This window comes from Streptomyces sp. NPDC007945 (assembly GCF_042958885.1).
Taxonomy (GTDB): domain Bacteria; phylum Actinomycetota; class Actinomycetes; order Streptomycetales; family Streptomycetaceae; genus Streptomyces.
On record NZ_JBIBJV010000001.1, the window covers coordinates 846250 to 870250 of the forward strand.

Annotated in this window: 20 protein-coding genes and 2 tRNA genes; 11 read left to right on the forward strand and 11 right to left on the reverse strand. The window is 72.4% G+C overall.

Annotation, left to right across the window (positions count from 1 at the left end):
* Positions 1 to 105 precede the first annotated feature (105 nt).
* A tRNA-Pro gene (locus ACFZCF_RS03915) sits at positions 106 to 182 on the reverse strand.
* Between the two features lie 131 nt (positions 183 to 313).
* On the opposite strand from ACFZCF_RS03915, the gene ACFZCF_RS03920 reads away from it, so the two are divergent.
* A tRNA-Gly gene (locus ACFZCF_RS03920) sits at positions 314 to 384 on the forward strand.
* A 59-nt stretch (positions 385 to 443) separates the two neighbouring features.
* Here ACFZCF_RS03920 and ACFZCF_RS03925 read toward each other — a convergent pair.
* Together ACFZCF_RS03925 and ACFZCF_RS03930 are read right to left on the reverse strand one after the other, a co-directional pair.
* The gene (locus ACFZCF_RS03925) at positions 444 to 638 is read right to left on the reverse strand and encodes a hypothetical protein (protein WP_388440934.1); all 195 of its coding nucleotides are present in this window, start codon (positions 636 to 638) and stop codon (positions 444 to 446) included.
* Positions 639 to 776: 138 nt separating this feature from the next.
* A complete protein-coding gene (locus ACFZCF_RS03930) occupies positions 777 to 1922 on the reverse strand; it encodes a PP2C family protein-serine/threonine phosphatase (RefSeq protein WP_388440937.1) in 1146 nt (381 codons plus the stop codon).
* A 106-nt stretch (positions 1923 to 2028) separates the two neighbouring features.
* Here ACFZCF_RS03930 and ACFZCF_RS03935 point away from each other — a divergent pair, with 106 nt between their 5' ends.
* Entirely contained in the window at positions 2029 to 3258 is a 1230-nt protein-coding gene (locus ACFZCF_RS03935) for a GNAT family N-acetyltransferase (protein ID WP_391284424.1), read from the forward strand.
* Positions 3259 to 3331: 73 nt separating this feature from the next.
* Here the strand turns inward: ACFZCF_RS03935 and ACFZCF_RS03940 are convergent, their stop codons facing one another.
* Entirely contained in the window at positions 3332 to 4375 is a 1044-nt protein-coding gene (locus ACFZCF_RS03940) for a helix-turn-helix domain-containing protein (RefSeq protein WP_391284426.1), read from the reverse strand.
* Positions 4376 to 4482: 107 nt separating this feature from the next.
* Between ACFZCF_RS03940 and ACFZCF_RS03945 the strand changes: the two genes are divergently transcribed.
* A complete protein-coding gene (locus ACFZCF_RS03945) occupies positions 4483 to 5385 on the forward strand; it encodes an alpha/beta hydrolase fold domain-containing protein (RefSeq protein WP_391284427.1) in 903 nt (300 codons plus the stop codon).
* Positions 5386 to 5462: 77 nt separating this feature from the next.
* Positions 5463 to 6701 (forward strand): serine hydrolase, encoded by a 1239-nt coding sequence (locus ACFZCF_RS03950; protein WP_391284429.1) that lies wholly within the window; start codon positions 5463 to 5465, stop codon positions 6699 to 6701.
* A 224-nt stretch (positions 6702 to 6925) separates the two neighbouring features.
* Here ACFZCF_RS03950 and ACFZCF_RS03955 read toward each other — a convergent pair whose 3' ends face one another.
* Positions 6926 to 7732 carry a DNA-formamidopyrimidine glycosylase family protein gene (locus ACFZCF_RS03955; RefSeq protein ID WP_391284431.1) on the reverse strand — a complete coding sequence of 269 codons (807 nt, stop codon included), beginning with the start codon at positions 7730 to 7732 and terminating at the stop codon, positions 6926 to 6928.
* Positions 7733 to 7803: 71 nt separating this feature from the next.
* On the reverse strand, positions 7804 to 8292 hold the full coding sequence (locus tag ACFZCF_RS03960; protein WP_388440946.1) for a ribose-5-phosphate isomerase: 489 nt from the start codon (positions 8290 to 8292) through the stop codon (positions 7804 to 7806).
* A gap of 218 nt (positions 8293 to 8510) precedes the next feature.
* Here ACFZCF_RS03960 and ACFZCF_RS03965 point away from each other — a divergent pair, with 218 nt between their 5' ends.
* Complete coding sequence (locus ACFZCF_RS03965; RefSeq protein ID WP_391284433.1) at positions 8511 to 9950, forward strand: amino acid permease; 1440 nt, start codon at positions 8511 to 8513, stop codon at positions 9948 to 9950.
* 74 nt (positions 9951 to 10024) lie between these two features.
* Here the strand turns inward: ACFZCF_RS03965 and ACFZCF_RS03970 are convergent, their stop codons facing one another.
* Positions 10025 to 10618 carry a biotin transporter BioY gene (locus ACFZCF_RS03970; RefSeq protein WP_391284435.1) on the reverse strand — a complete coding sequence of 198 codons (594 nt, stop codon included), beginning with the start codon at positions 10616 to 10618 and terminating at the stop codon, positions 10025 to 10027.
* 284 nt (positions 10619 to 10902) lie between these two features.
* On the opposite strand from ACFZCF_RS03970, the gene ACFZCF_RS03975 reads away from it, so the two are divergent.
* From ACFZCF_RS03975 to ACFZCF_RS03985, 3 genes are all read left to right on the forward strand, one after another.
* Complete coding sequence (locus ACFZCF_RS03975) at positions 10903 to 12315, forward strand: amino acid permease (protein ID WP_388440954.1); 1413 nt, start codon at positions 10903 to 10905, stop codon at positions 12313 to 12315.
* Between the two features lie 116 nt (positions 12316 to 12431).
* Positions 12432 to 13862, forward strand: coding sequence for an amino acid permease (locus tag ACFZCF_RS03980; RefSeq protein WP_391284438.1), 1431 nt, complete (start codon positions 12432 to 12434; stop codon positions 13860 to 13862).
* A 190-nt stretch (positions 13863 to 14052) separates the two neighbouring features.
* Positions 14053 to 14700 carry a superoxide dismutase gene (locus tag ACFZCF_RS03985; RefSeq protein ID WP_388440960.1) on the forward strand — a complete coding sequence of 216 codons (648 nt, stop codon included), beginning with the start codon at positions 14053 to 14055 and terminating at the stop codon, positions 14698 to 14700.
* Between the two features lie 112 nt (positions 14701 to 14812).
* Here the strand turns inward: ACFZCF_RS03985 and ACFZCF_RS03990 are convergent, their stop codons facing one another.
* Complete coding sequence (locus ACFZCF_RS03990; RefSeq protein WP_388440963.1) at positions 14813 to 15460, reverse strand: DsbA family protein; 648 nt, start codon at positions 15458 to 15460, stop codon at positions 14813 to 14815.
* Positions 15461 to 15603: 143 nt separating this feature from the next.
* Here ACFZCF_RS03990 and pepN point away from each other — a divergent pair, with 143 nt between their 5' ends.
* Positions 15604 to 18150: an aminopeptidase N gene (pepN, locus tag ACFZCF_RS03995; RefSeq protein ID WP_391284441.1), complete on the forward strand. Its 2547-nt coding sequence runs from the start codon at positions 15604 to 15606 to the stop codon at positions 18148 to 18150.
* 160 nt (positions 18151 to 18310) lie between these two features.
* Positions 18311 to 19318: a hypothetical protein gene (locus ACFZCF_RS04000; protein ID WP_388440969.1), complete on the forward strand. Its 1008-nt coding sequence runs from the start codon at positions 18311 to 18313 to the stop codon at positions 19316 to 19318.
* A 3-nt stretch (positions 19319 to 19321) separates the two neighbouring features.
* Here ACFZCF_RS04000 and ACFZCF_RS04005 read toward each other — a convergent pair whose 3' ends face one another.
* The gene (locus ACFZCF_RS04005) at positions 19322 to 20494 is read right to left on the reverse strand and encodes a serine hydrolase domain-containing protein (protein WP_388440972.1); all 1173 of its coding nucleotides are present in this window, start codon (positions 20492 to 20494) and stop codon (positions 19322 to 19324) included.
* Positions 20495 to 20628: 134 nt separating this feature from the next.
* Positions 20629 to 21126 (reverse strand): NUDIX hydrolase, encoded by a 498-nt coding sequence (locus ACFZCF_RS04010; RefSeq protein ID WP_388440975.1) that lies wholly within the window; start codon positions 21124 to 21126, stop codon positions 20629 to 20631.
* A gap of 359 nt (positions 21127 to 21485) precedes the next feature.
* Between ACFZCF_RS04010 and ACFZCF_RS04015 the strand changes: the two genes are divergently transcribed.
* Positions 21486 to 23444: a transposase gene (locus tag ACFZCF_RS04015; RefSeq protein ID WP_391284782.1), complete on the forward strand. Its 1959-nt coding sequence runs from the start codon at positions 21486 to 21488 to the stop codon at positions 23442 to 23444.
* Here ACFZCF_RS04015 and ACFZCF_RS04020 read toward each other — a convergent pair.
* Positions 23398 to 23964 (reverse strand): HPP family protein, encoded by a 567-nt coding sequence (locus tag ACFZCF_RS04020; RefSeq protein WP_391284444.1) that lies wholly within the window; start codon positions 23962 to 23964, stop codon positions 23398 to 23400. The genes ACFZCF_RS04015 and ACFZCF_RS04020 overlap by 47 nt on opposite strands.
* Between the last annotated feature and the right edge of the window lie 37 nt (positions 23965 to 24001).

The window sequence follows — 24001 nt, forward strand, 5'->3', positions numbered from 1 at the left end:
ACACGGGCACGCAGCTTGCATAGTAACCGCACGTGGGACGGCGCCCACAACGTGATCAAGAACCCGCGAGGTCGGAGCCCCGGGCGCGCGGGGCGCGGATCATGCTGGTCGGGGTGGCGGGATTTGAACCCACGGCCTTCCGCTCCCAAAGCGGACGCGCTACCAAGCTGCGCCACACCCCGTCGGTGCGACACGTAGGGTACATGCACGCGGACGCTGCGACGCCCCCCGATTTCCGGGGCGTGCACGGACGGCTCCGGACCGGCTACGATGCTTTCCGTGCCGCGGCCTTCCGGTCACCGGCGCGTGCTGTGCGGGCGTAGCTCAATGGTAGAGCCCTAGTCTTCCAAACTAGCTACGCGGGTTCGATTCCCGTCGCCCGCTCTGTGTACGGCTCCGGGCCCGGTTCCTCGTCGAGGGACCGGGCCCGGAGCCGTTTTCCGTCAGAACCTGATGGCGCTGATCGTCTGGGTTATGGAGTTCAGGAAGCGCTGGATGTCGTCGGCCATGCCCGTGGAGGCGAGGAAGAAGCCGAAGAGGACGGCCACCACGGCGGGGCCGGCCTTGAGGCTGCCTCCGCGGATCAGCACCACGAGGACGATGGCCAACAACAGCACCACGGACAGCGATATCGCCACAACTGATCACACCCTAGGTCGGTCCGGCCTGGCCCCGGGGTGCGTATCCGGACACCCCCGCGCCCCTATCGTGCCACCAACCTCGTTGCCCCCGACGGCGGGTGACGAATCGTGGGACGTCGGGCGGGGCCGGTGGGTTCAGGCCGGGCGGGAGATGATGAGGAGGGCGCGGTCGTCGTTGACGTCCTTGGCCACCGCCTCGATGAGGTGCCAGGCGACGCCCTCGAAACCGGCCGGAACGCAGCGGTCGGCCTCGCCGGTGAGGCGGTCGATGCCTTCGGCGAGGTCGCGGTCGGCGGCCTCGACCAGGCCGTCGGTGAAGAGCATCAGGACGTCGCCCTGCCGCAGGGTTCCCTTGACCGGGTGGAACTCCGCGCCGTCGTAGACGCCGAGGAGGGGGCCGTCGCCGTCCTTCTCCTCCCAGCGGCCGGTGCCGGAGTGGAGCTGGAGGGCGGGGAGGTGGCCGGCGGAGAAGAGCTCGTAGTCGCCGGAGTCCAGGTCGAGGACGAGGTGGATGGAGGTGGCGAAGCCCTCGTCCCAGTTCTGCCGGAGCAGGTAGCCGTTGGCGGCGGGCAGGAAGCCGTGGGGCGGGAGCGAGCCGAGGAGCCCGCCGAAGGCGCCGGAGAGCAGCAGGGAGCGGGAGGCGGCGTCCATGCCCTTGCCGGAGACGTCGGTGAGGACGACCTCCAGGGTGCGGCCGCCGTGGGTGCGGGCGGCGACGACGAAGTCGCCGGAGAAGGACTGGCCGCCGGCCGGGCGCAGCGCCATCTCGCGGTGCCAGCCGCGCGGCAGCCGGGGCAGCGCGCTCTGCACCCGGAGCCGTTCGCGCAGGTCGAAGAGCATGGTGCCGCCGCGCCGCCAGGGCACGCCGACGCGGGCCCGGAACTGGGCGATGAGCAGCCCGAAGAGGCCGCAGGCGGCGACCACCAGGACGGTGCCCGGGGTGACGCGGGCGGGCCCCTCGCCGTACGGGCCGAGGACGGCGGACTCGACGATCAGGCCGCCGGCGGACGCCGCGTACAGGCCGAGGAGGCTGGCGGGGCGCAGCAGCAGGCCGCCGGCCACGATCGGCAGGACGAGGGCGGTCGGTGAGCACCAGACCGGGTCGAGGACGGTGCCGCAGACGATGGCGGGGATGGTGAGGAGCAGTCCGGCGAGGGCGAGGCGGTCGGAGGCGCCGCCGCGGAAGTAGTCGACCCCGGTCCGGCGCAGCGCGACGCGGGCCCGGCGGGCGCGCCTGCGCAGCCGGGCCGCGTACGTGTCGATTCCCGTGCCGTCGCCCATTGGCCTGGACCCTATCCACCCCGGCCGGTCCCGTGCAGGGGTACCCCCGTGACAAGGTGCGTGAAATCGGGTCGCCTCGGGCAGGGAGCGCTGATATCGATGGCATATGACGACTGAGACGCGCGTGTTGGACCCTTCGGAGTGGGATCGCTGGTTCGGGACGTTGGAACTCGCCTTCGGGGGCGTGCCGGAGGAGCCGGAGGAGCGGGCGCTGTGGCGGGATCTCACCGAGTGCGGGCGCTCGTTGGGGGTCTGGGACGGCGGCGTGCCGGTGGCGACGGCGGGGGCCTTCTCGTTCCGGGTGACCGTGCCCGGCGGGGCCTCGGTGCCGGCGGCGGGCGTGACGATGGTGAGCGTGGCCGGGACGCATCGGCGGCGCGGGATCCTGACCTCGATGATGCGCAGGCAGCTCGACGACGTACGGGAGCTGGGTGAGCCGCTGGCGGTGCTGACCGCCTCGGAGGCGGCGATCTACGGCCGGTTCGGGTACGGGGCGGCGAGCTGGACGCAGCGGGCCGTCATCGACACCACCCGGGTGCGGCTCGACGTGCCGGCCGGGGCGGACGCGGTGGGGCTGCGGCTGGTGCCGCTCGCGGAGGCGTCGGCGGCGGTGGAGGCGGTGTACGCGCGGATGGTGCCGCGCCGGCCCGGGATGCTGGCCCGCCGGCCCGGCTGGGAGCGGCTGCCGCTGCTCGATCCGCCGGGGTCGCGGGAGGGCGCCTCGCCGCGGCTGTGCGTGCTCGCGGAGCGGGACGGCGAGGTCGTCGGGTACGCCGTGTACGCGATCAAGGCGGAGTGGGGTTGGGCCGGCGCGGACGGCGCGGTGACGGCGCACGAGCTGTACGGGCTCGATCCGGCGGCGGAGGCGGCGCTGTGGCGGTACCTCTGCTCGGTCGACCTGACGACGAAGGTCCGGGTGAACAGCGCGCCGGTGGACGCGGCGTGGCTGCACTGGGTGTCCGACGTGCGGCGCTGTGAACCGACGGTGCGGGAGCAGCTGTTCGCGCGGCTCGTGGACGTGGGGGCGGCGCTGGAGGCGCGGACGTACCGGGCGCCGGTGGACGTGGTGTTCGAGGTCGAGGACGCGTTCTGTCCGTGGAACGCGGGGCGGTGGCGGCTGTCGGGCGACGCGAAGGGGGCGGTGTGCTCCCGGACCTCGGACGCGGCCGATCTCGCGCTGTCGGCGCGGGAGTTGGGGGCCGCGTACCTGGGCGGGACGAGTCTCGCCGCGCTGGCTTCCGCGGGCCGCGTCACCGAGCTGCGGAGCGGCTCGCTGGCGGAGGCGTCGGTGGCGTTCGGTTCGTCCGTCGCGCCCTGGCTGCCGCACGGGTTCTAGGGAGCGTGTGCGCATCAGGCGCGACCACCCGGGCGGAACCCGCAGATTGGTCGCGACCGGATCCGCGCCCTGACTAGGGCCTGTCGTCCAGCAGCCGCCAAGCGGTGAGGGCGAGCCTGGCGCGGGTCAGGCCTGTGGGATCGGTGACGTCGATGCCGAGGGTCTTCGAAATCTGTTCGAGGCGGCGGGCGACGCTGCTGTGGTGCAGGTGGAGGAGGCCTGCGGCCCGGCGCAGTGAGCCGGTGGCGCAGTAGGTGTCCAGTGTCTCCAGGTCCTCCGGATGGGCAGCGAGCCGGGCGACGGCGGCCACGTCGGTGTTCTCCCGCGCGGTGTCCTGGGGGACGTCGGCCAGGAGGGCCAGCGCGCCCAGGTCCCGGTAGCGGAGGACGGGCTCGCGCGGGGTCGTGAAGCGGAGGGCGGTGCGGGCCTGTCGCCAGGACCGGTCGGGGCTTCCGGCAGCGCCGATGCCCGCCCGCACGTCCGCCGGGAACCGGGCCGGGTCCAGGGCCGCGGCCAGGACGACGCCCACGTCGGCCAGCGCCGCCACCTTCACCGGGCGGGCCGGGCAGATCAGGCCGCCGACCCGGTCGAGCGGGAGCCGCGTCCGTACGGCGACGACGTGGACCGGCACGTCGGCGGCGAAGCCCAGGAGGCGTAGCGCCCGGGCCCGGGCCGCCTCGTCGCTGTCGGAGCTGATGGCCAGTTCGACGAGCGCGGGGTCGGCCATGGTGGTGCGGGCCGGACCGTGCCGTTCGACGACCGCGGCGGCGGCGATGGCCAGCCGGTCGAGGAGCACGTCGTCGAGGGGGCTCGGGGGGCCGGGGCGTTCCAGCCAGACCGTGCCGATCTCCTCCTCGTCGAGCGTGATCGGCGCCATGGTGGACGCGGGGGGCGGTGGGCCGCCCGGCGCCGGTCTGCCGTCGGGCGCGTGGCGGATCAGCTGGGCCGTGGTGTGCAGACCGATCCCCGCCGTGCACTCGGCCAGGCCCGCCGAGGCCCGGGCGAGCGCCGCCAGATCCACGCGGCGGCGCATCAGCGTGTCGTAGAACGCGATGATGCGAATCGCCCCGTCGACGTACGGATCAAGTCCCGACAGCCGTACGGCCAGTGCCTCCATGCCCCAAAGGTAGAAGGAGTCGGGTGCGCCGAACGACGCGATTTCGGGGTGGGATACCCGACGGACGGCGGATGACCGCCGTGGGCGTCGGTCGTGAGGATGGCGTCATGGATCCCGAACTCGAAGCGTTCATCCCCTTCCTGTCCCTCATGGACATGAGCGACCCGGTCGCCGGGCGCAAGGAATTCGCCGCCCGGGCCGCAGCGGCGCCGGCGCCGGACACCTCCGGCATGGGGGTCGAGGACCACACGGTGACCCGGCCCGCGGGGCCGGGCGTGCCGGTACGGGTCTACCGCCCGCGCGGAGCGCGGGGAGCGATCGTCTGGCTGCACGGCGGCGGCGGAGTCTTCGGCGACCTCGACACCGAACATCCCTGGGCCGCCAGGATCGCCGGCCTCTCCGGCGCGGTGGTCGTCTCGGTGGGATACCGCCTGGCGCCCGAGGACCCGTTCCCCGCGGCCCTGGAAGACGCCTACGCCGTACTGGTCTGGGTGGCCGGCCGCGCGGAGGCACTCGGCGCCGACCCGGCGCGGATCGCCATCGGCGGGCACAGCGCCGGGGCGAACCTCGCGGCTGCGGCGGCCCTGAGGGCGCGGGACGAGCAGGGCCCCGCGATCCGGTTCCAGCTGCTCAACCAGCCGGGCCTGGACGACCGTCAGGACACGTGGTCGGCACGGAACTTCACCGACACGCCGTGGTTCAACAGCGGCGCGCGCGCCGCGGCGTGGCGGCACTACCTGGGCGACCGGCCCGCCACCCCGTACGCCGCCCCCGCCCGGGCCGCCGACCTGTCCGGCCTGCCGCCGGCCTACATCGCCACGGCGGAGTTCTGCCCGAACCGCGACGAGGGCGTCGCGTACGCGCTGCGCCTGATGCAGGCGGGCGTGTCGGTCGAACTCCACCAGTGGCCCGGCACCTTCCACGGATCGCAGGCGATCCTCTCCGCCGAGGTCTCGCAGCGGCAGAACGCGGAGCTCGGCGAGGTCCTGCGCCGAGCCCTGGCCGGCTGACCAGGCGTCTCACCCCTCTCTCTCGCCCATTTCCCATTCTTCTCGTCTCATCTCATCGACAGCGAAGGACGATCGGCATGAAGCTCCGAACGGTGTTGTGCGCGACGGTGGCGGCACTGGTCGCCTGTACGGGCACGGTGGCGGCGGTTCCCGCGCCGTCGGACGGCCTCGACCGCGCGGCGTTGCGGTCCGCCCTGGACGGTGTCCACCGCGCGGGTGTCCCGGGGGTGTTCGCCGAGGTGCGCGACACCGGTCGGACCTGGCGGGGCGCCTCCGGGGTTGCGGACCTCCGGACCAGCCGTCCCGTCAGCGCGGACATGCGGCAGCGCGTCGGCAGCATCACCAAGACCTTCACGGCGGCCGCCGTCATGCAGCAGGTCGAGCAGGGCCGGATCCGGCTCGACGCTCCGATCGGTGGCTATCTGCCGCGGCTGGTGCCGGGGGAGCGCGGCATGAGGATCACGGTCCGGATGCTCCTGAACAACACCAGCGGCATCCCCGACTACATCCCCTACGCGTTCCCCTCGCTCGGGGCCTTCCCCTCCCTGCCGGACGTCACGACCGAGAGCCTCGACGACAACCGGTTCAGGGAGTTCCGCCCGGAGGAGCTGATCGCCATGGGGCTCGCGGCGCCCCCCGCCGGCGAGCCCGGCGCCCTTCCGGGGGTGTACTCGAACAGCAACTGGCTGATCCTCGGTGAGCTTCTGGAGGAGGTGACCGGCATCCCGGCGGAGGAGTACATCACCCGGAACGTCATCGAGCGCGCCGGCCTCCGGCACACCGCCTTCCCGACCGGAACACGCATCCGGGGACCGCACGCGCGGATGTACGAAGCCTTCTACGGCCTCCTCGACCCGCCGCGCGACTACAGCGTCTACAACATGTCCTGGACGGGGACGGGCGCCTCGCTCGTGTCGACCATGGCGGACCTCAACCGCTTCTACGCCGAGTTGCTGGCCGGCCGGATCGTCAGCGGGGAGTCGCTCGCGCAGATGCAGCGCACGGTCCCGGTCCGCGCCCTGGACGGATCGATGATCCGGTACGGCCTCGGCCTCCACGAGGTCGCCACGGACTGCGGCACGTTCTGGGGCCACGACGGCACGGTCTGGGGGGCGGGGACGATCTCCCTGACCCGGGGCGACGGCAAGCGTCAGATGTCCGTCGCGGTCAACCTCCAGAGGTGGAACGAGCCGGACGCCTCCGGGCGGCCGCAGCCCCACCCCATCGACGGCGCCCTTGCCGCCCTGTACGGACAGGCGATGTGCGGTGCCGAGACCGCGAAGCCCGCCCCCTCGACGCTGTCCGGCCGATCCTGATGTGAAACCTCCGGGGCATGGCGCCGAGACGATCCTCACGGCAGGAGGGGAGGGCGTGGAGGACGTCTTCGATGTGACCGGAAGGCCACCGTGGGGTGGGACGCACGCCCTGTTCGACGGCGGGCCCTACGGCGAGGACGTCGACCGGTGCGCGCTCGGTGCGCCGGCTCCCGAGACGATCACCGGACGCCGCTCCCCGATCCGGCCTGATCCGAAGGACACGCCTAGGCCTGGCAGGTGGGGCACCAGAAGAGGTTCCGGGCGGCCAGGTCGGCCGTGCGGATCGGGGTGCCGCAGAGGTGGCAGGGGAGGTTCGCCCGGCGGTAGACGTAGACCTCGCCGCCGTGGTCGTCGATCCTCGGGGGGCGGTTCATCGCCTCGGGGGTGTGTTCCGGGCGGACCGTGTCGATGCGGTTGTCGCGGACGCCGTCGCGCATGAGGGCGGCCAGGTCCTGCCAGATCGCGGTCCACTCCCCCGCCGTCAGGTCCTTGCCGGCGCGGTACGGGTCGATGCCGTGGCGGAAGAGGACCTCGGCGCGGTAGACGTTGCCGACGCCCGCGATGACCTTCTGGTCCATGAGCAGGGCGGCGATCGTGGTGCGGGACCTGGCGATGCGGTGCCATGCCCTGTCGGGGTCGTCGCCGTCGCGCAGCGGGTCCGGGCCGAGGCGGGCGTGGATCGCCCGCTTCTCGGCGTCGGTGACGAGCGCGCAGGTGGTGGGGCCGCGGAGGTCGACGTACGAGTCGGGGTTGGCGAGCCGCAGGCGGACGGTGTCGGTGGGCGGGGGCGCGGGGGCGTCGCCGAAGTTCACCTTGCCGAAGAGGCCGAGGTGGATGTGGATCCACTCGTCGCGCGGGAAGCCGAGGAAGAGGTGCTTGCCGTGGGCCTCGGCGGTCTCCAGGACGGAGCCGTCGAGGAGGGCGGCGGAGTCGGAGAACTTGCCCTGGGGGCTGCTCGCGCGGACGGGCCGGCCGCCGAAGCGCTCCCGGTGGTCCAGGGCGAGGCGGTGGATCGTATGCCCCTCGGGCACGGCGGTTCTCCTGGGTGACGGGACGGCGCGCCGGTGCCGCCGGGCTCGGCCGGCGGCACGGGCGGGTGGGCTCAGCCCTGCTGCGGGTGGTGGGCCGGGATCGGGGGCATGACGCCCTCGGTCTCGTACGCGGTCAGCATCTCGATGCGGCGGGTGTGGCGCTCGTCGCCGGAGTACGGGGTGGAGAGGAAGATCTCGACGAACTTGGTCGCCTCCTCCTCCGTGTGCATGCGGGCGCCGACCGCGACCACGTTGGCGTTGTTGTGCTCACGGCCGAGGGCTGCGGTCTGCTCGCTCCAGGCGAGGGCGGCACGGACGCCCTTGACCTTGTTGGCGGCGATCTGCTCGCCGTTGCCGGAGCCGCCGATGACGATGCCCAGGCTGTCCGCGTCGGCGGCCGTCTTCTCGGCGGCGCGCAGGCAGAACGGCGGGTAGTCGTCGAGGGCGTCGTAGATGTGGGGACCGCAGTCGACGGGCTCGTGCCCGTGGGCCGTGAGCCACTCCACGAGGTGGGTCTTGAGTTCGTAGCCGGCGTGGTCGGAACCGATGTAGACGCGCATGGCTTCGAGTGTGGCACGGCCGGGACGGGGCAGGGGTCAGCGGGGTCGGGACCTTGGTCCCGACGGGTCACGGACCTCGGTCCCGCTTGGTCTGGACCTTATGGCCCGCATATGTCCTGAATCACGATCCGGAGTCAAACCTTCCGTACTGGCGAGTCGCCGGGTTTCATGTCACAGGCTCGCGACCCGAGTCGTCCCCACACCCGAAGGAAGCGTTCATGAACACGCAGCCGACCCTCGCCAAGGAAGGCGGCAGCACCGGCGACCCCGGTCCGACCCCGCAGTCCGACGGCCTCAAGGCCGGGCTCAAGAACCGCCATCTGTCGATGATCGCGATCGGCGGCGTCATCGGCGCCGGCCTCTTCGTCGGCTCCGGCTCCGGCATCGCCGCCGCCGGTCCCGCGATCCTCCTCTCCTACGCGCTCGTCGGCGCCATGGTCGTGTTCGTGATGCGCATGCTGGGCGAGATGGCCGCCGCGCGACCGTCCTCCGGCTCCTTCTCCGCCTACGCGGACCAGGCGCTCGGCCGCTGGGCCGGCTTCACCATCGGCTGGCTGTACTGGTTCTTCTGGGTGGTCGTGCTGGCCGTCGAGGCGACGGCGGGCGCGGTCATCCTGGAGAGCTGGGTCCCCGCGGTGCCGCAGTGGGCCTGGGCCCTCATCGTGATGGTGGTGCTCACCGCGACCAACCTGGCCTCGGTGGCCTCGTACGGCGAGTTCGAGTTCTGGTTCGCCGGCATCAAGGTCGTCGCCATCGGCGCCTTCGTGGCGATCGGCCTCCTCGCGGTCTTCGGCGTGCTGCCGGGCTCGGACAACCCGGGCGCGGGCTTCGCGCACCTCACCGACGCGGGCGGATTCCTCCCGATGGGCGCGGGCGCGATCCTCACCGGTGTGCTGATGGTGGTCTTCTCCTTCATGGGCAGCGAGATCGTGACCCTCGCGGCCGGCGAGTCGGAGGACCCGCAGCGGGCCGTGACCAAGGCGACCAACAGCGTGATCTGGCGGATCGGCGTCTTCTACCTGGGCTCGATCTTCGTGGTCCTGACGCTGCTGCCGTGGAACGACCCGTCGATCGTGGAGAAGGGCTCGTACGTCGCCGCCCTCGACTCCATCGGCATCCCCGCGGCCGGCCAGATCATGAACGTGATCGTCCTGACCGCCGTGCTGTCCTGCCTCAACTCGGGCCTCTACACGGCCTCCCGGATGGCCTTCTCGCTGGGGCAGCGCGGTGACGCGCCGAAGGCCTTCGCCAAGGTCGACAAGCGGGGCGTGCCGCGCGCGGCGATCCTCTCCTCGGTCGTCTTCGGCTTCGTCGCGGTCTTCTTCAACTACGAGTGGCCCGACACCGTCTTCGCCTTCCTGCTGAACTCCTCCGGCGCGGTGGCGCTCTTCGTCTGGCTGGTCATCTGCGTGACCCAGCTGCGGATGCGCGGGATCATCCTGCGCGAGTCGCCGGAGAAGCTCGTGGTGCGGATGTGGCTCTTCCCGTACCTGACCTGGGCGACGATCGGCATGATCGTCTTCGTCCTCGGCTACATGATCTACGACGGCGGCAGCGCCCGGAAGCAGGTCGTGCTCTCGCTGCTCGTGGCCGCGCTGGTGCTGGCGATCGCGGTGATCCGCGAGCGGGTCAGGAAGACCGCCGCCGCCCGCGGCTAGTCACGCCCGTACGGGAAAGGGCCCGCCGCTCCGGGAGGAGCGGCGGGCCCTTCGCGCGTACGGCTCCGGGGGCGTCAGCCCTTGCGGCCGGCGAGCTTCCAGGCGGCCGGGAGGGCGCCCATGGCGAGGGCGGCCTTGAGGGCGTCGCCGATGAGGAAGGGCGTCAGGCCGGCGGCGACCGCCTGGCCGAGGCTCATGCCGGTGGCGAGGGCCAGGTACGGGACGCCGACCGCGTAGATGATCGCGGAGCCGAGGACCATCGTGCCGGCGGTGCGCAGGACCGAGCGGTCGGCGCCGCGGCGGGCGAGGGCGCCGACGACGGTGGCGGCGAGCAGCATGCCGAGGATGTAGCCGAAGGACGGCATCGCGTAGCCGGAGGTCCCCTGCGCGAACCACGGAACGCCCGCCATGCCGACGACGGCGTAGAGGGCGAGGGAGAGGAAGCCGCGGCGGGCGCCGAGGGCGGTGCCGACGAGCAGGGCGGCGAAGGTCTGGCCGGAGACCGGGACCGGCGAGCCGGGGACCGGGACGGAGAGCTGGGCGGCCAGGCCGGTGAGGGCGGCGCCGCCGACGACGAGGGCGACGTCGCGGACGCGGCTCGACGGGAGGAGGTCGGCCAGGACGGTGCCCGCACCGAGGGTGCGGACGGGGGCGGCGGCGGTGCTCATCGGTACTCCGCGAGGGTGAGGGTGTCAGGACACGTCGACGCTATGCCAGGGGTGAGCGGGCGATCACCGTCAGCCGCCGACAAAGCCTCGGGCCGGGGCTTCATCGGTTTCCGACAAAGGGCCGGGAGGGCAGCACACGCCACGTGACGCTTGTCACTGACGAAAGGCGACTTCCGGTCCCTTTTGCGTCAAGGGCGGGTGAACGGCGAGACTGTGGGGTCTCCATAAAGCCTCTCCTGAAGCCTCACCCGCACGCCCCTTCTCCCAGAGCGCGAGCCCCCACCATGCGCGACGCAGCACCGCCCACCCCGCTCACCGAACCGGAGCCGCTCTCGCACGGCCTGAAGCAGCGTCACCTGACGATGCTCGGGCTCGGCGGGGTCATCGGAGCCGGCCTCTTCGTCGGCTCGGGCGCGGGCATCGCGGTCGCCGGGCCCGGCATCGTGCTCTCGTACCTGATCGCGGGCACGCTCGCGATGCTGGTGATGCGGATGCTGGGCGAGATGTCGGCGGCGATGCCGGCGTCCGGGGCGTTCTCGGTGCACGCGGAGCGGGCGCTCGGCCGGTGGGCCGGGTTCTCGGTGGGGTGGCTGTACTGGTTCCTGCTGGTGGTCGTCCTCGCCGTGGAGGCGACGGGCGCGGCGCGGATCGCGCACGGCTGGGTGCCGGGGGTGCCGCAGTGGGGCTGGGTGCTCCTCTTCATGGTCGTCTTCACGCTGGCCAACCTGGCGGCGGTGAAGAACTTCGGGGAGTTCGAGTTCTGGTTCGCCGCCCTGAAGGTCGGCGCGATCGTCCTCTTCCTGGCCCTCGGCGTGCTCGCGATCGTCGGCTGGCTGCCGGACACCGACCCGGTCGGGCTCGCCAACCTGACCGGCCAGGGCGGTTTCCTGCCGAACGGCTGGTCCGGGGTGGTCTCCGGGGTGCTCGCCGTGGTCTTCGCCTTCGGCGGCCTGGAGGTCGTCACCATCGCCGCCGCCGAGTCGGAGGACCCGGCGCGGAACGTGGCGCGGGCGGTGCGCAGCGCCGTGTGGCGGATCCTCCTGTTCTACGTGGGCTCGATGCTGGTGATCGTGACGCTGCTGCCGTGGACGTCGATGGTGCCGGGCGAGTCGCCGTACGTGGCGGTGCTCGACGCGATCGGGGTGCCGGGCGCGGGGCAGATCATGAACGTGGTGGTCTTCGTGGCGCTGCTCTCGGCGCTCAACGCCAACCTGTACGGCTCCTCCCGGATGGTCTTCTCGCTGGCCGAGCGGGGCGAGGCGCCGAAGGGGCTGCTGAAGGTGTCGGCGGGCGGGGTGCCGCGGCGGGCGGTGCTGGCCTCGGTGGCCTTCGGCTTCGTCTCCGTGCTGCTGAATCTGAAGTGGCCGGATTCCGTCTTCCTCTACATGCTGAACGCGGTCGGCGCGGTGCTGCTGTTCGTGTGGGCGCTGATCGCGGTGTCGCAGCTGCGGCTGCGGCCGCGGATCGAGCGCGAGGCGCCGGAGACGCTGACGCTGCGGATGTGGGGCTTCCCGTGGCTGACGTGGACGGCCCTGGCGGCGATGGGCGCGGTGCTGGTGCTGATGCTGACCGACGACGGGGCACGGCCGCAGGTGCTGTGGTCGGCCGGGGCGACGGCGGCGGTGCTGCTGGTGGCGTGGCTGCGGGAGCTCCGGACCGCGCGGGAGGCCCGCGCGTCCACGACGAAGCGGAACTGAATCTTCACCTTGTGTGAAGGTCGTGACCGTATAGCGGACATCTGTTCCCTCTGAGCGGTGCGGGCACTCAGACTGTGGGCTTCCCTCCCCGTCTCAGCTGATGAACAGGGTTGCCCATGTCCCGGACCACCGCGCCCGCGCAGGCCGACCGCGAGGACGGCACCGCCGCTCCCGCCGAGGGCCTCTCCCACGGCCTCAAGCAGCGCCATCTGTCGATGATCGCCCTCGGCGGCGTCATCGGCGCCGGCCTCTTCGTCGGCTCCGGCGCCGGCATCGCCGCCGCCGGCCCCTCGATCGTCGTCGCCTACGCGATCTCCGGCGTGCTCGTCATGCTGGTGATGCGGATGCTCGGCGAGATGTCGGCGGCCAACCCCGCCTCCGGCTCCTTCTCCGTCCACGCCGAGCGGGCCTTCGGCCCCTGGGCCGGCTTCACCGCCGGCTGGGCCTTCTGGTTCCTGCTCTGCGTCGCCGTCGGCCTGGAGGGCATCGGCGCCGCCAACATCATGACCGGCTGGTTCCCGGGCACCCCCGAGTGGGCCTGGGTGGCGCTCTTCATGCTGGTGTTCTGCGGCACCAACCTGGCCGCGGTGAAGAACTTCGGCGAGTTCGAGTTCTGGTTCGCCGCCCTGAAGGTCGGCGCGATCGTCCTCTTCCTGGGCATCGGCGTGCTCGCCATCGTCGGCGTCCTGCCCGGCACCGACGCCCCCGGCACGGCCAACCTCACGGGCGACGGCGGCTTCTTCCCGCACGGCTCCGAGGGCCTGATCGTCGGCCTGCTCGCCTCCGTCTTCGCCTACGGCGGCCTGGAGACGGTCACCATCGCCGCGGCCGAGTCCGAGCACCCCGTGCAGGGCGTCGCCAAGGCGGTCCGGACGGCGATGTGGCGCATCGCGCTCTTCTACATCGGCTCGATGGCCGTCATCGTCACCCTCGTCCCCTGGGACGACAAGGCGGTCGTCGAGAAGGGCCCGTACGTCGCCACCCTCGACCACCTGGGCATCCCGGCCGCCGGCCAGATCATGAACGTCGTCGTGCTGATCGCCCTGCTCTCCGCGATGAACGCCAACATCTACGGCGCCTCCCGCATGGCCCGCTCGCTGATCGGCCGCGGCCAGGGCCCGCAGGCGCTCGGCCGCACCTTCGGCGGTGTGCCGCGCCCGGCCGTCCTGCTCTCCTCGGTCGTCGGCTTCGGCGCCGTGCTGCTGAGCTACTGGTCGCCGGACAAGGCCTTCGTGTGGCTGCTCAACACGATCGGCGCGATCATCCTCGTCGTCTGGTTCTTCATCGCCGCCTCCCAGCTGGTGCTGCGCCGCCGCACCGAGCGCGAGGAGCCGGAGAAGCTGGTCGTGCGGATGTGGGCCTTCCCGGTGCTGACCTGGGTGGCGCTGGCCGGCATGGCCGCGATCTTCTTCCTGATGGCCCGCGAGGAGGACACCCGGATCCAGCTGTACGCGACGGGCGGCCTGACGCTCGCGCTCGCCGTGGCCGGCTTCGCGCTCCAGAAGGCGCGCGAGAAGGCGGCCGGGGCCGCGGCCGAGAAGGTCTGAGCCCACCGCCGCTCCTCGTACGAACGCCCCGCCGGGCCGGACCCGGCGGGGCGTTCGCGCGTCCGCGGCCGGTTCCGGACGCAGGCGCTCGGACCTAGGACCAGGGACTGATCAACTTCTACCGCAACTGCTGTTAGCCTGCACTTGCATAGAGGTTGCAATAAGAAGTCGGTCGAAGGGCTTGGCACACATGGCGATCTACACACTTCCGGAGCTGCCGTACGACTACGCGGCGCTGGAGCCCGTGATCAATCCGCAGATCATCGAGCTGCACCACGACAAGCACCACGCCGCCTACGTCAAGGGCGCGAACGACACCCTGGAGCAGCTGGCGGAGGCCCGCGACAAGGACCAGTGGGGAGCGATCAACGGCCTGGAGAAGAGCCTCGCCTTCCACCTCTCCGGCCACATCCTGCACTCCATCTACTGGAACAACATGGCGAGCCCGAAGGGCGGCGAGGGCGGCGGCGAGCCGCTCGCGGCCGACGGCGTGGGCGAGCTCGCCGACGCGATCACCGAGTCCTTCGGCTCCTTCGCCGCGTTCAAGACCCAGCTGACCAAGGCCGCGGCGACCACCCAGGGCTCCGGATGGGGCGTCCTCGCCTACGAGCCGATCAGCGGCCGCCTCATCGTCGAGCAGGTCTACGACCACCAGGGCAACGTCGGCCAGGGCTCCGTCCCGATCCTGGTCTTCGACGCCTGGGAGCACGCCTTCTACCTCCAGTACAAGAACCAGAAGGTCGACTTCATCGACGCCATGTGGCAGGTCGTCAACTGGCAGGACGTGCAGAAGCGCTACACCGACGCCAAGGGACGGACGCCCCTCATCGGCATCTGAGCCGTCCGATGACTCCTGCTCGTGATCGTCTTCTCCACCTTCACCGGGCAGGCGGATGAAAGAAGGGCCCCCGCGATGACGTGAATCGCGGGGGCCCTTCCACGCGGAGCGACTACTCGAAGCTCGGCGCCGCCGTCCGCGTGCGCTTGATCTCGTAGAAGCCCGGGGTCGAGGCGACGAGCAGGGTGCCGTCCCACAGCCGGGCCGCCGCCTCGCCGCGCGGGGTCGGGGTGACGACCGGGCCGAAGAAGGCGACCTCGTCGCCGTCCGGACCGGGCACCGCGATCACCGGGGTGCCGACGTCCTGGCCCACCTTCCCGATGCCCTCCGCGTGGGAGGCGCGCAGCTCGGCGTCGTACGTGTCCTTGTCGGCGTACTCCACCAGGTCCTCGGGGAGGCCGACGTCCCTCAGCGCGGCGGCGACGGCCTCCCGGGTGGGGCCCTCGCCGTTGTTGTGGAAGCGGGTGCCGAGCGCGGTGTAGAGCTTGCCGACGACCTCCTCGCCGTGCAGCTGCCGCGCCGCCGTGACGACGCGGACCGGGCCCCAGGCCTTGGTCTCCAGCATCTCCCGGTACTCGGCGGGAACCTCGTCGAGCCGGTCCTCGTTCAGGACCGCGAGGCTCATCACCTTCCAGCGCACGTCCACCGGGCGGACCTTCTCCACCTCCAGCATCCACCGGGAGGTCATCCACGCCCAGGGGCACAGCGGGTCGAAGAAGAACTCCGCGGTGGTCCTGCTCTCGGTCCTGCTCTCGGACATGTCGCTCCTCGGGGCGGTCGAAAAGGGGGATGTGCGCCGACTGGGCGCAACACCTCCGGACCGTCCCGGCATTCCCGTGCGCCCGGCGACAGGTGCGCATGGGAGGATCGGTGCTGTTTCGAACACGCCACGAAGGAGTGACCGTGCCCGGTGAGAACCTGTCCCGCGACGAGGCCCACGAGCGGGCGGCGCTGCTGTCCGTCGACGGCTACGAGGTCGCCCTCGACCTGCGTTCGGCGGTCGGCGAGTCCACGGAGGCGGTACGCACCTTCCGCTCGGTGACGACGATCCGCTTCCGCCGCACCGGCGAGGGCGACACCACCTTCGCCGACCTGCTCGCCCCGTCGGTCACCTCCGTCACCCTCAACGGGCGGGAGCTCGACCCGGCGGTCGTCTTCGACGGCTCCCGGATCACCCTGGACGGCCTGGCCGACGAGAACGTCCTGGTCGTCGACGCGCAGTGCGCCTACAGCCGCACCGGCGAGGGCCTGCACCGCTTCGTCGACCCCGAGGACGGCGAGGTGTACCTGTACACCCAGTACGAGCCGGCCGACGCCCGCCGGGTCTACGCCAACTTCGAGCAGCCCGACCTAAAAGCGCCGTACCGCTTCGAGGTGACCGCGCCCGAGGAGTGGACGGTGTGGAGCAACGGCGCCGGGGAGCGCGGCGCCGACGGCGTGTGGCGCTTCGCGGAGACCGCGCCGATCTCCACCTACATCACCTGCGTGGTGGCGGGCCCGTACCACTACGTCACCGACACCTACCGGCGCGGCGACATCGAGATCCCGCTCGGCGCGATGTGCCGCAAGGGGCTCGCCAAGCACTTCGACGCGGACGACGTCTTCCTGATCACCAAGCAGGGCTTCGACTTCTTCCACGACAACTTCGACTACCCGTACCCCTTCGGCAAGTACGACCAGGCCTTCGTGCCCGAGTACAACCTCGGCGCCATGGAGAACCCCGGCATGGTCACCTTCACCGAGGAGTACATCTACCGGGGCAAGGTCACCCGGGCGGCGTACGAGCGGCGCGCCAACACGATCCTGCACGAGATGGCCCACATGTGGTTCGGCGACCTCGTCACCATGGTCTGGTGGGACGACCTGTGGCTGAAGGAGTCCTTCGCCGACTTCATGGGCTCCTTCTCGCTCGCCGAGGCCACCCGCTTCACCGACAGCTGGGTCACCTTCGCCAACAACCGCAAGGCCTGGGCCTACCGCGCCGACCAGCTGCCCTCCACCCACCCGATCACGGCCGACATCCGTGACCTGGAGGACGCCAAGCTCAACTTCGACGGCATCACCTACGCCAAGGGCGCCTCCGTCCTCAAGCAGCTCGTCGCCTACGCGGGCCGGGACGCCTTCCTGGAGGGCGCCCGCCGCTACTTCAAGCGCCACGCCTACGGCAACACCCGCCTTAACGACCTGCTGTCCGTCCTGGAGGAGACCTCCGGCCGCGACATGAAGGCCTGGTCGAAGTCCTGGCTCCAGACCTCCGGCGTCAACGTCCTCGCCCCCGAGGTCACCTACGACGCCGAGGGCCGCGTCACCGAGCTCGCCGTCCTCCAGGACGGCGCCGAACTGCGCCCGCACCGGGTCGCGGTCGGCCTCTACCGGCTCACCGACGGCGCGCTCGCGCGGTACGCGCGCGTGGAGACCGACGTCGCGGGCCCCCGCACCGTCGTCGCCGACCTGGCCGGCAGCGAGCGGCCGGACCTGATCCTCGTCAACGACGACGACCTCACCTACTGCAAGGTCCGCTTCGACGAGCGCTCCCTCGACACCCTCCGCGCCCACCTCGGCGACATCACCGACCCGCTGGCCCGCGCGCTGTGCTGGTCCGCGCTGTGGAACCTGACCCGCGACGGACTCATGCCGGCCCGCGACTTCGTCGCCGCCGTGCTCGCCTTCGCCGGCCGCGAGACCGACATCGGCGTCCTCCAGATGGTGCACGCCTGGGCCCGCACCGCCGTCACCCACTACGCCTCCCCCGCGTGGCGCGCGGAGGGCGCGCGGCAGCTCGCCGAGGGCGGGCTGCGCGAGCTGCGGCTCGCCGAGCCGGGCAGCGAGCACCAGCTGACCTGGGCCCGCTTCCTCGCCGCGACCGCCTCCTCCGACGCCGACCTCCAGCTCCTGGAGGGGCTCCTCGCCGGCACCGCCCGGATCGACGGCCTCGACGTCGACCAGGAACTGCGCTGGGCACTGCTCTCCCCGCTCGCCGAGCACGGGCGGGCCGACGAGGCGCGCATCGACGAGGAGCTGGCCCGGGACGACACCGCCAGCGGCAAGCGCCACCAGGTGCGGCTCCTCGCCGCCCGGCCGTCGGCGGCCGTCAAGGCGCAGGCGTGGGCGCAGGTCGTCGAGTCGGACGCCCTGTCCAACGCGCTGGTCGGCGCGGTCATCGCCGGTTTCGCGCAGCCCTCGCAGCGCGAACTGACCGCCCCGTACGCGGAGAGGTACTTCGCGGTGATCGAGCGGATCTGGGCCGAGCGGTCGATCCAGATCGGCATGGACGTGGTGCGCGGACTGTTCCCCGCGCACCAGGACCGTCCGGAGACCCTGGCGGCGACCGACGCCTGGCTGGCCGGGCACCCGGACGCCGCCCCGGCGCTGCGCCGCCTCGTCCTGGAGTCCCGCGACGACCTGGCCCGCGCGCTGCGGGCGCAGGAGTTCGACGCGCTGGAGGATTGAGCGGGCGGGAGAGGCCGGAAGGGCCGGGGACCCGTGGTCCCTCCTCTGCCGGCCTCTCTCGGCAGTCGAACGCGCGTACTTTAGTGCGGGCTTGTCCTGGTTCGGCCACCGCCTTGTAACAGGCCGTTAGGGCCGGACCGGGGTGCGGAAGACCCCCGGCATGAACCACGACACCCCCATCACCCGCCGCCCCCGCCCCCTCGCCTCCCCCGCCGGTCACGCCCGACGACTGGCGTCCACCGGCCAGTTGAGGGCCATGGGCGTGCCCGCCGCCGAGGTCGCCGGACGGGTCTCGGCCGGCGGCGACTGGCAGCAGCTGCTGCCCGGCGTCTTCCTCCTCCACCCCGGCGCGCCGACCGGCGACGACCGGCTGCGGGCCGCGCTGCTCTACGCCCGCAAGGACGGCGAGGCGCCCCCGCACGGGCCGGGCGCGATGCTCACCGGGCTCGCCGCGCTCGCCCTGCACGGCTTCTCCTCCGCTCCCGCACCCGCCGCCCTGGAACGGATCGACGTCCTGGTGGGCCGCACCCGGCGCCTGCGGTCGACCGGCTTCGTGCGGCTCGTGCGGTCGCCCGAGTCGCCGGAGCCGGTGGAGCGGGACGGGCTGCCGGTGGCGCCGGTCGCCCGGGCGCTCGCCGACGCGGTCTCGGGGCTGCACGACGCGGAGGCCGTCCGCCTGCTGCTCACCGAGGCGGTGCGCGGCGGCCACTGCGAGGCACCCGTGGTGGTACGGGAGTTGAGCCGGCTGCGGTTGCTGACCCGGCCGCACGTGGTGGACGCGGTGGACTCGCTCCTCGTGGAGGGGCGGGCGCTGTCGGAGGAGCGGCTGTACGAGATGGTGCGGGACTTCGCGCTGCCGGACCCGGTGTGGAACGTGGACCTGCGGCTGCCGGGCGGCCCGCACCTCGGCGGGGTGGACGCCTACTGGCCGGAGCAGGCGGTGGCGGTGGAGCTGGACACCCGGGCGCCGCGGCAGGACGAGGACGCGCCGTGGTCCGAGTACACCCGCAAGCGGGAGCACCTGGAGCGGCTGGGCATCACGGTGGTCCACCTGACCCCGCGCAAGCTGCGCGAGGCGGCGGACCAGCAGGCCGCCGTGGTCCGTACGGCCCTGATGGCCGCGTCGGAGCGGCAGCCCGCCGCGTACGTCGTCGTCCTGCCCCGGTGAGGGCTACTGCTTCGGCTTCGGGAGGGCGCCGCAGAACTCGCCCTCCAGGATCGCCTGGGTGTCGCCGGTCCAGTCGGCGTTGATGTTGGCGGCAAGGGAGTGGCGGCCGTCGCGGGTGGCGTACGCCTCCGAGAGCGAGCCGTGGATGCCGCCGCCGTGGCCCCAGACCTCCTTGCCACAGCTCAGCTGCTGCTTCATGAGACCGAGGCCGTAACCCGCCCCGGGGCGGTGCTCGGAGAGGTCGACGGTCGTGGTCATCTCCCGCAGGGCGCCCTTCGGCAGCAGCCGGCCCTGGAGCAGGGCGCGGTAGAAGGTCTGGAGGTCGCGGGAGTCGGAGATCATCTCGCCGGCGGCGTAGGCGAGGGTGGGGTTGAGCTCGCTGACGTCGTGCACGGGGGCGTTCGCGTCGGCGGAGAGCGTGGAGTACGCGGGGGAGCTGGGGTTCGGCATGGTCGGGTCGGTGCCGGGGACGGTGGTGGCCCGGAGCTTGAGGGGCTTGATGATCCGGTTCTCGACGGCCTTGCCGTAGGGGCGGCCGGTGACCTTCTCGATGACCATGCCGGCGAGCACGTAGTTGGTGTTCGAGTAGTTCCAGGAGGTGCCGGGGGCGAAGTCGGGGGCGTGGGTCATGGCGATGCCGACGAGCTGCCGCGGGGTCCAGCGGTCGTAGCGGTGCTCCAGGAAGGCGGGGCCGAAGACCTTCTCCTGGAAGCCGGGGTCGGCGGTGACGTTGTAGATGCCGCTGGTGTGGTTGAGGAGCTGGCGGACGGTGATCTTCCGGCCGTCGTGGCCGTTGCCGCGGACGACGCCGGGGAGCCACTTCTCCACCGGGTCGTCGAGGTCGAGGCGACCCTCGGCCTGGAGCTGGAGGAGGACGGTGGCGGCGAAGGTCTTGGTGATGGAGCCGACGCGGAAGCGGTCGTCGCCGCCGCGCTCGCCGGCCGTGCCGGTCCAGGAGCGGCCGTCCACCCGGGCCTGGGCGACGGCGCCGGGCACGCCGGCGTCGACGGCAGCCCGGAGGGCCGCCCGGGTGGCCGCGTGGTCCTGCTGCGCGACGGTCCGGGTCGCGGGGGCGGCGGGCTCGGCCGCGAGGGCGGGGGCGGCGAGCGCGGTGACGGTGAGGCCTGCGGCGAGGGCCGCGGCGACGACGGTGCGGGCGGTACGGGCGGTGGCCATGCGGAGTTTCCCCTGTTTCCGTGGTGTTCCGGTGTCCCGGTCGTTCCGGTGTCCCGGTCGTTCCGGTGCGGTCGGCGGGGAGGACCACGGGGGGTGCGGGAGGGTTGAGCGGCCGTGGGACGGTTGAGCGCTTTTCAGCCGTTCGCCGGGCCCGCGCGTCGGGACCGTCCCACGGCCGGGCCCGCGAGGCGGGAGCGGCCCACGGGGGGTCGCTCCCGCCACAGGTCGAGCCCGATGTCGACGAGTTCGACCCGGGGCAGGGCGGGCACGGAGTCCAGCGGGTGCCAGGCCGCGAGGTCGGTGGAACCGCCGGTCTCGCTGCGCAGTTCGCCGCCGACGACGCGGGCCTCGTAGAGGATCCCCAAGCCCTGGAAGGAGCCGGGCGCGCCGATGCGTGCGGTCCGCTCGCGCAGGATCGAGTCGACGCCGAGGAGGGCGGTCGGCTCGACCGTGTACCCGGTCTCCTCCTCGACTTCGCGGACGACCGTCCCGACGGGCTCCTCCCCGTGGTCCATGCCGCCCCCGGGCAGCGTCCAGCGCCTGGTGCCGTCCCTGGCCACCCAGCGGGCGAGCAGTATCCCGTCGTCCCGGACGACCACGGCGTAGGCCGCCACCCGCAGCTCCTGCTTCATGCGCAGCAGGCTAGGGGCTCGCAGGGAATCAAAATGCCGCTTCCCGCAAGCTCCTGCGGGCGTCGTCGGCCGCGGCCGCACGCCGGCCGAGCGGGAGCCTGCGGCATTCGAGGAGACCGACGACCCAGGCCTTCGGATGGCGGCGTGCACGACGCGACGGCGCAGTGGGGGCAGGCAGAGAAGACCGCGTGACCATTTTTCCCTCTTTTGTCATGGTCGGACTTGCATCGTAACCAGTCCGAGGTTGGCTCGTTGAGAGCGGGGGGGTGATGACGGTGCGGCCTGCACGGACGCGGAATTCCCGGGGCAGGAGCAAGGCTCCGAAGTGGACCAAGCCCGACGACGGGGAGATGTCCGTGATGGTGCTGCCGCTCACCGTCACCGACCCCGCCGCCCTCCACCGCCTCGACGGCCTGTTCGGGGCCATGTGGTCGATCAAGAGGGCGGTGCAACGCGACGCCCGCGCCAAGGTCGATGCCTACTGGGACGCCTGTCGCGAGCGGCATGAGCGGGGCGCGAAGGCCGTACGCCAGCGCCTCGGGCTCTCCCGTGAGGCTCTGGAGCGGTGCGCGTACAAGCATCTCGAAGATTCAGGGCATTTGAAGCACCACGCCTCCAAGGCCCTGGCCATGCACATGGCCGACGAGGTGTGGAACGGCGTGCGGCGCCACCTGTTCCCCGACGTCACCGGCCGCCGCTTCGGCCGCCCGAACGCCGGACGTCGGCACGACTTCACCCGCATCCCCGGGCGCGCTCGGTCACACACGATCGCGAACAAGTGGGAGACCTTCCGCCTGGTCGGCACCCTCCTCGGCCATGTCACGGCCTGCACCGGCGGCGGCCGGTACCCGCTGATGCAGCCGCATCGGATGCCTCCACCGGCGAAGCCGGACGGCCGTGTGCCCACCGGCAAGAGCACGCGGCGGGCGAACTGGTGGGACCACACCGGTCGTCTGGCCGTCGTCTTCACCGGCGGCCCCGAGGGCAAGCGCGGTGACCTCGTCCTCCCGGTCCGCATCCCTCAGCGGCCGGGCCGGGAAGCCCGCGTGCGCCACTTCCTGGCCGCTGCCGCCCGCTGGCACAAGGTCGACCTCGTGCGCCGTCGGAAGGCATCCGCGCCGGGTGGGTGGGTCTACGAGGCGCACCTGATGGTCCTCGGCCCCGGATACTCCTCCCCCGCCGTACGCCGACTGCGCCACCAAGCGGCCCGGCTCGACCGCATCGGCGGAGTGGACGGCAACGTCTCCAACCTGTCGGTCGTCTCCTTCCCCGCCCGGCCCGACGGCGGCAAGCCGGTCTCCACCGAGATCACGCTGACCGACGTCGAGCGGGCACGGCTGGAGAAGGAAGCAAAGAAGCGGCGGGGCCGCGCCAGAGCGCTGGAGCGCTCCCGCAGGGCGACGAACGCCGGACAGTACGGGATGTCGAAGAAGCAGAGCGCCCGTGCCGCACGGCGTGCCGCCAAGGGCCTGGAGCCCAGGACGGTGATCGTGCCCGGCGGTGCCCGTACCGCGCGCTCCAACGGGGTGCCGCAGCAGGCATTCCGCCATGACCGCCTGTCCTCCGCCTACCGCGCCCGGCGCGCCCGGCGGGCCGAAGCCGAAGCTTCCCTCGCCGAACACCGTCGCCACCGCGCCCGCCTGGTGGCCCGGAAGGTCATCGCCGCCCACGGTTCCGTGCTCGTGGTCGAGGACTGCGACATCCGCACCTGGTACCGGCTGTGGGGCAAGCGCCTCTCCCAGACCACACCGGGCATGCTGATCTCCGCGCTCAAGGCCGAATGCGAAGCCGCCGGAGGCAGGCTCGTACGGGCCTCGACCTGGTCCACCGCTCTGTCGCAGCACTGTCTGTGCGGTGAACGCGTGCACAAGACGCTGCGGGACCGTGAGCACAAGTGCACCGCGTGCGGCCTCGTCGGCAAGCGTGACCTCGTGAGCGCGGCCCTCGCCGCGTTCGTCCGCTTCCATGACGTGGACGACCCGAGGACCGCGTTCCTGGACACCACCGCGTCCAGGAACGCCCAGATCTCCTTCACCCAAGCGCTGGAAGAAGCGCTGGGGGAGTCAACCACACCGAGCCCGAACACCTCTCGGGGCGCGGGTCGCGTGGCAGCACCACAGCAATGTGGTGCCTCTGCTCCCCGAACCGCGGGACAGCGGAACCGAGCAACCCCGGATGAGCCGTGCCTCGTGCGCGACCACGCCGGAACGCCCGGTCCCCGCACCGCGTGCAGTCCGCCCGCTCACCCTTCGGTGAATCGCGGATCAAGTCTTAGATCCAGTACACCGGGTACGTACGACGGGTGGCGCGGGCCATGAGCCAGCCGGCTGCGACGAGCAGGGCGCAGGAGGCGGCCAGGAGGCCGGTGAAGGTCCAGAACGGGGGGCTTCCCAGGGCGACGATCACCGCGGTGGCGGCGGCCGGGGAGTGCGGGGCGCGGGCGAGCATCATCGCGCCGAGGGCGAGGCCGCCGGCGACGGCGGCGCTCCACAGGCCGGGGCCCGCGACCGCGAGGACGGCGAAGCCGGTGAGGGCGGAGAGGAGTTGGCCGCCGATGACCGAGCGGGGCTGGGAGAGCGGCAGGTCCGGGGAGGCGGCGACCAGTGCCATGCTCGCCGCGAGCGGCGGGATGAGCAGCGGGTGGTGCAGGACGGTGCCGAGGGCGACCAGCAGGAGGAGGGCGGCGGTGCTGGTGCCGGTGGCGACGAGGACCGCGAGCGGGCGGGGCCGGGGCGGCGGCCCGGGGCGGCGTACGGGGGCGGGCTCGGGTGCGGGGGCGGTCGCGGGCGCGGACGGGGCGGGCGTGGTGGCCTCGATCGTCTGGGCGGCAGTGGTCACGGGTTCCTCGGGATCGTGGATCGGGGGGAGTCCGCGT

Bases quoted from the DNA above. Each gene is read 5' to 3' on its own strand.
- ACFZCF_RS03930 (WP_388440937.1), bottom strand. From the start codon at position 1,922: ATGGGCGACGGCACGGGAATCGACACGTACGCGGCCCGGCTGCGCAGG.
- ACFZCF_RS03935 (WP_391284424.1), top strand. From the start codon at position 2,029: ATGACGACTGAGACGCGCGTGTTGGACCCTTCGGAGTGGGATCGCTGG.
- ACFZCF_RS03940 (WP_391284426.1), bottom strand. From the start codon at position 4,375: ATGGAGGCACTGGCCGTACGGCTGTCGGGACTTGATCCGTACGTCGAC.
- ACFZCF_RS03945 (WP_391284427.1), top strand. From the start codon at position 4,483: ATGGATCCCGAACTCGAAGCGTTCATCCCCTTCCTGTCCCTCATGGAC.
- ACFZCF_RS03950 (WP_391284429.1), top strand. From the start codon at position 5,463: ATGAAGCTCCGAACGGTGTTGTGCGCGACGGTGGCGGCACTGGTCGCC.
- ACFZCF_RS03960 (WP_388440946.1), bottom strand. From the start codon at position 8,292: ATGCGCGTCTACATCGGTTCCGACCACGCCGGCTACGAACTCAAGACC.
- ACFZCF_RS03965 (WP_391284433.1), top strand. From the start codon at position 8,511: ATGAACACGCAGCCGACCCTCGCCAAGGAAGGCGGCAGCACCGGCGAC.
- ACFZCF_RS03970 (WP_391284435.1), bottom strand. From the start codon at position 10,618: ATGAGCACCGCCGCCGCCCCCGTCCGCACCCTCGGTGCGGGCACCGTC.
- ACFZCF_RS03975 (WP_388440954.1), top strand. From the start codon at position 10,903: ATGCGCGACGCAGCACCGCCCACCCCGCTCACCGAACCGGAGCCGCTC.
- ACFZCF_RS03980 (WP_391284438.1), top strand. From the start codon at position 12,432: ATGTCCCGGACCACCGCGCCCGCGCAGGCCGACCGCGAGGACGGCACC.
- ACFZCF_RS03985 (WP_388440960.1), top strand. From the start codon at position 14,053: ATGGCGATCTACACACTTCCGGAGCTGCCGTACGACTACGCGGCGCTG.
- ACFZCF_RS03990 (WP_388440963.1), bottom strand. From the start codon at position 15,460: ATGTCCGAGAGCAGGACCGAGAGCAGGACCACCGCGGAGTTCTTCTTC.
- ACFZCF_RS04000 (WP_388440969.1), top strand. From the start codon at position 18,311: ATGAACCACGACACCCCCATCACCCGCCGCCCCCGCCCCCTCGCCTCC.
- ACFZCF_RS04005 (WP_388440972.1), bottom strand. From the start codon at position 20,494: ATGGCCACCGCCCGTACCGCCCGCACCGTCGTCGCCGCGGCCCTCGCC.
- ACFZCF_RS04010 (WP_388440975.1), bottom strand. From the start codon at position 21,126: ATGAAGCAGGAGCTGCGGGTGGCGGCCTACGCCGTGGTCGTCCGGGAC.
- ACFZCF_RS04015 (WP_391284782.1), top strand. From the start codon at position 21,486: ATGGTGCTGCCGCTCACCGTCACCGACCCCGCCGCCCTCCACCGCCTC.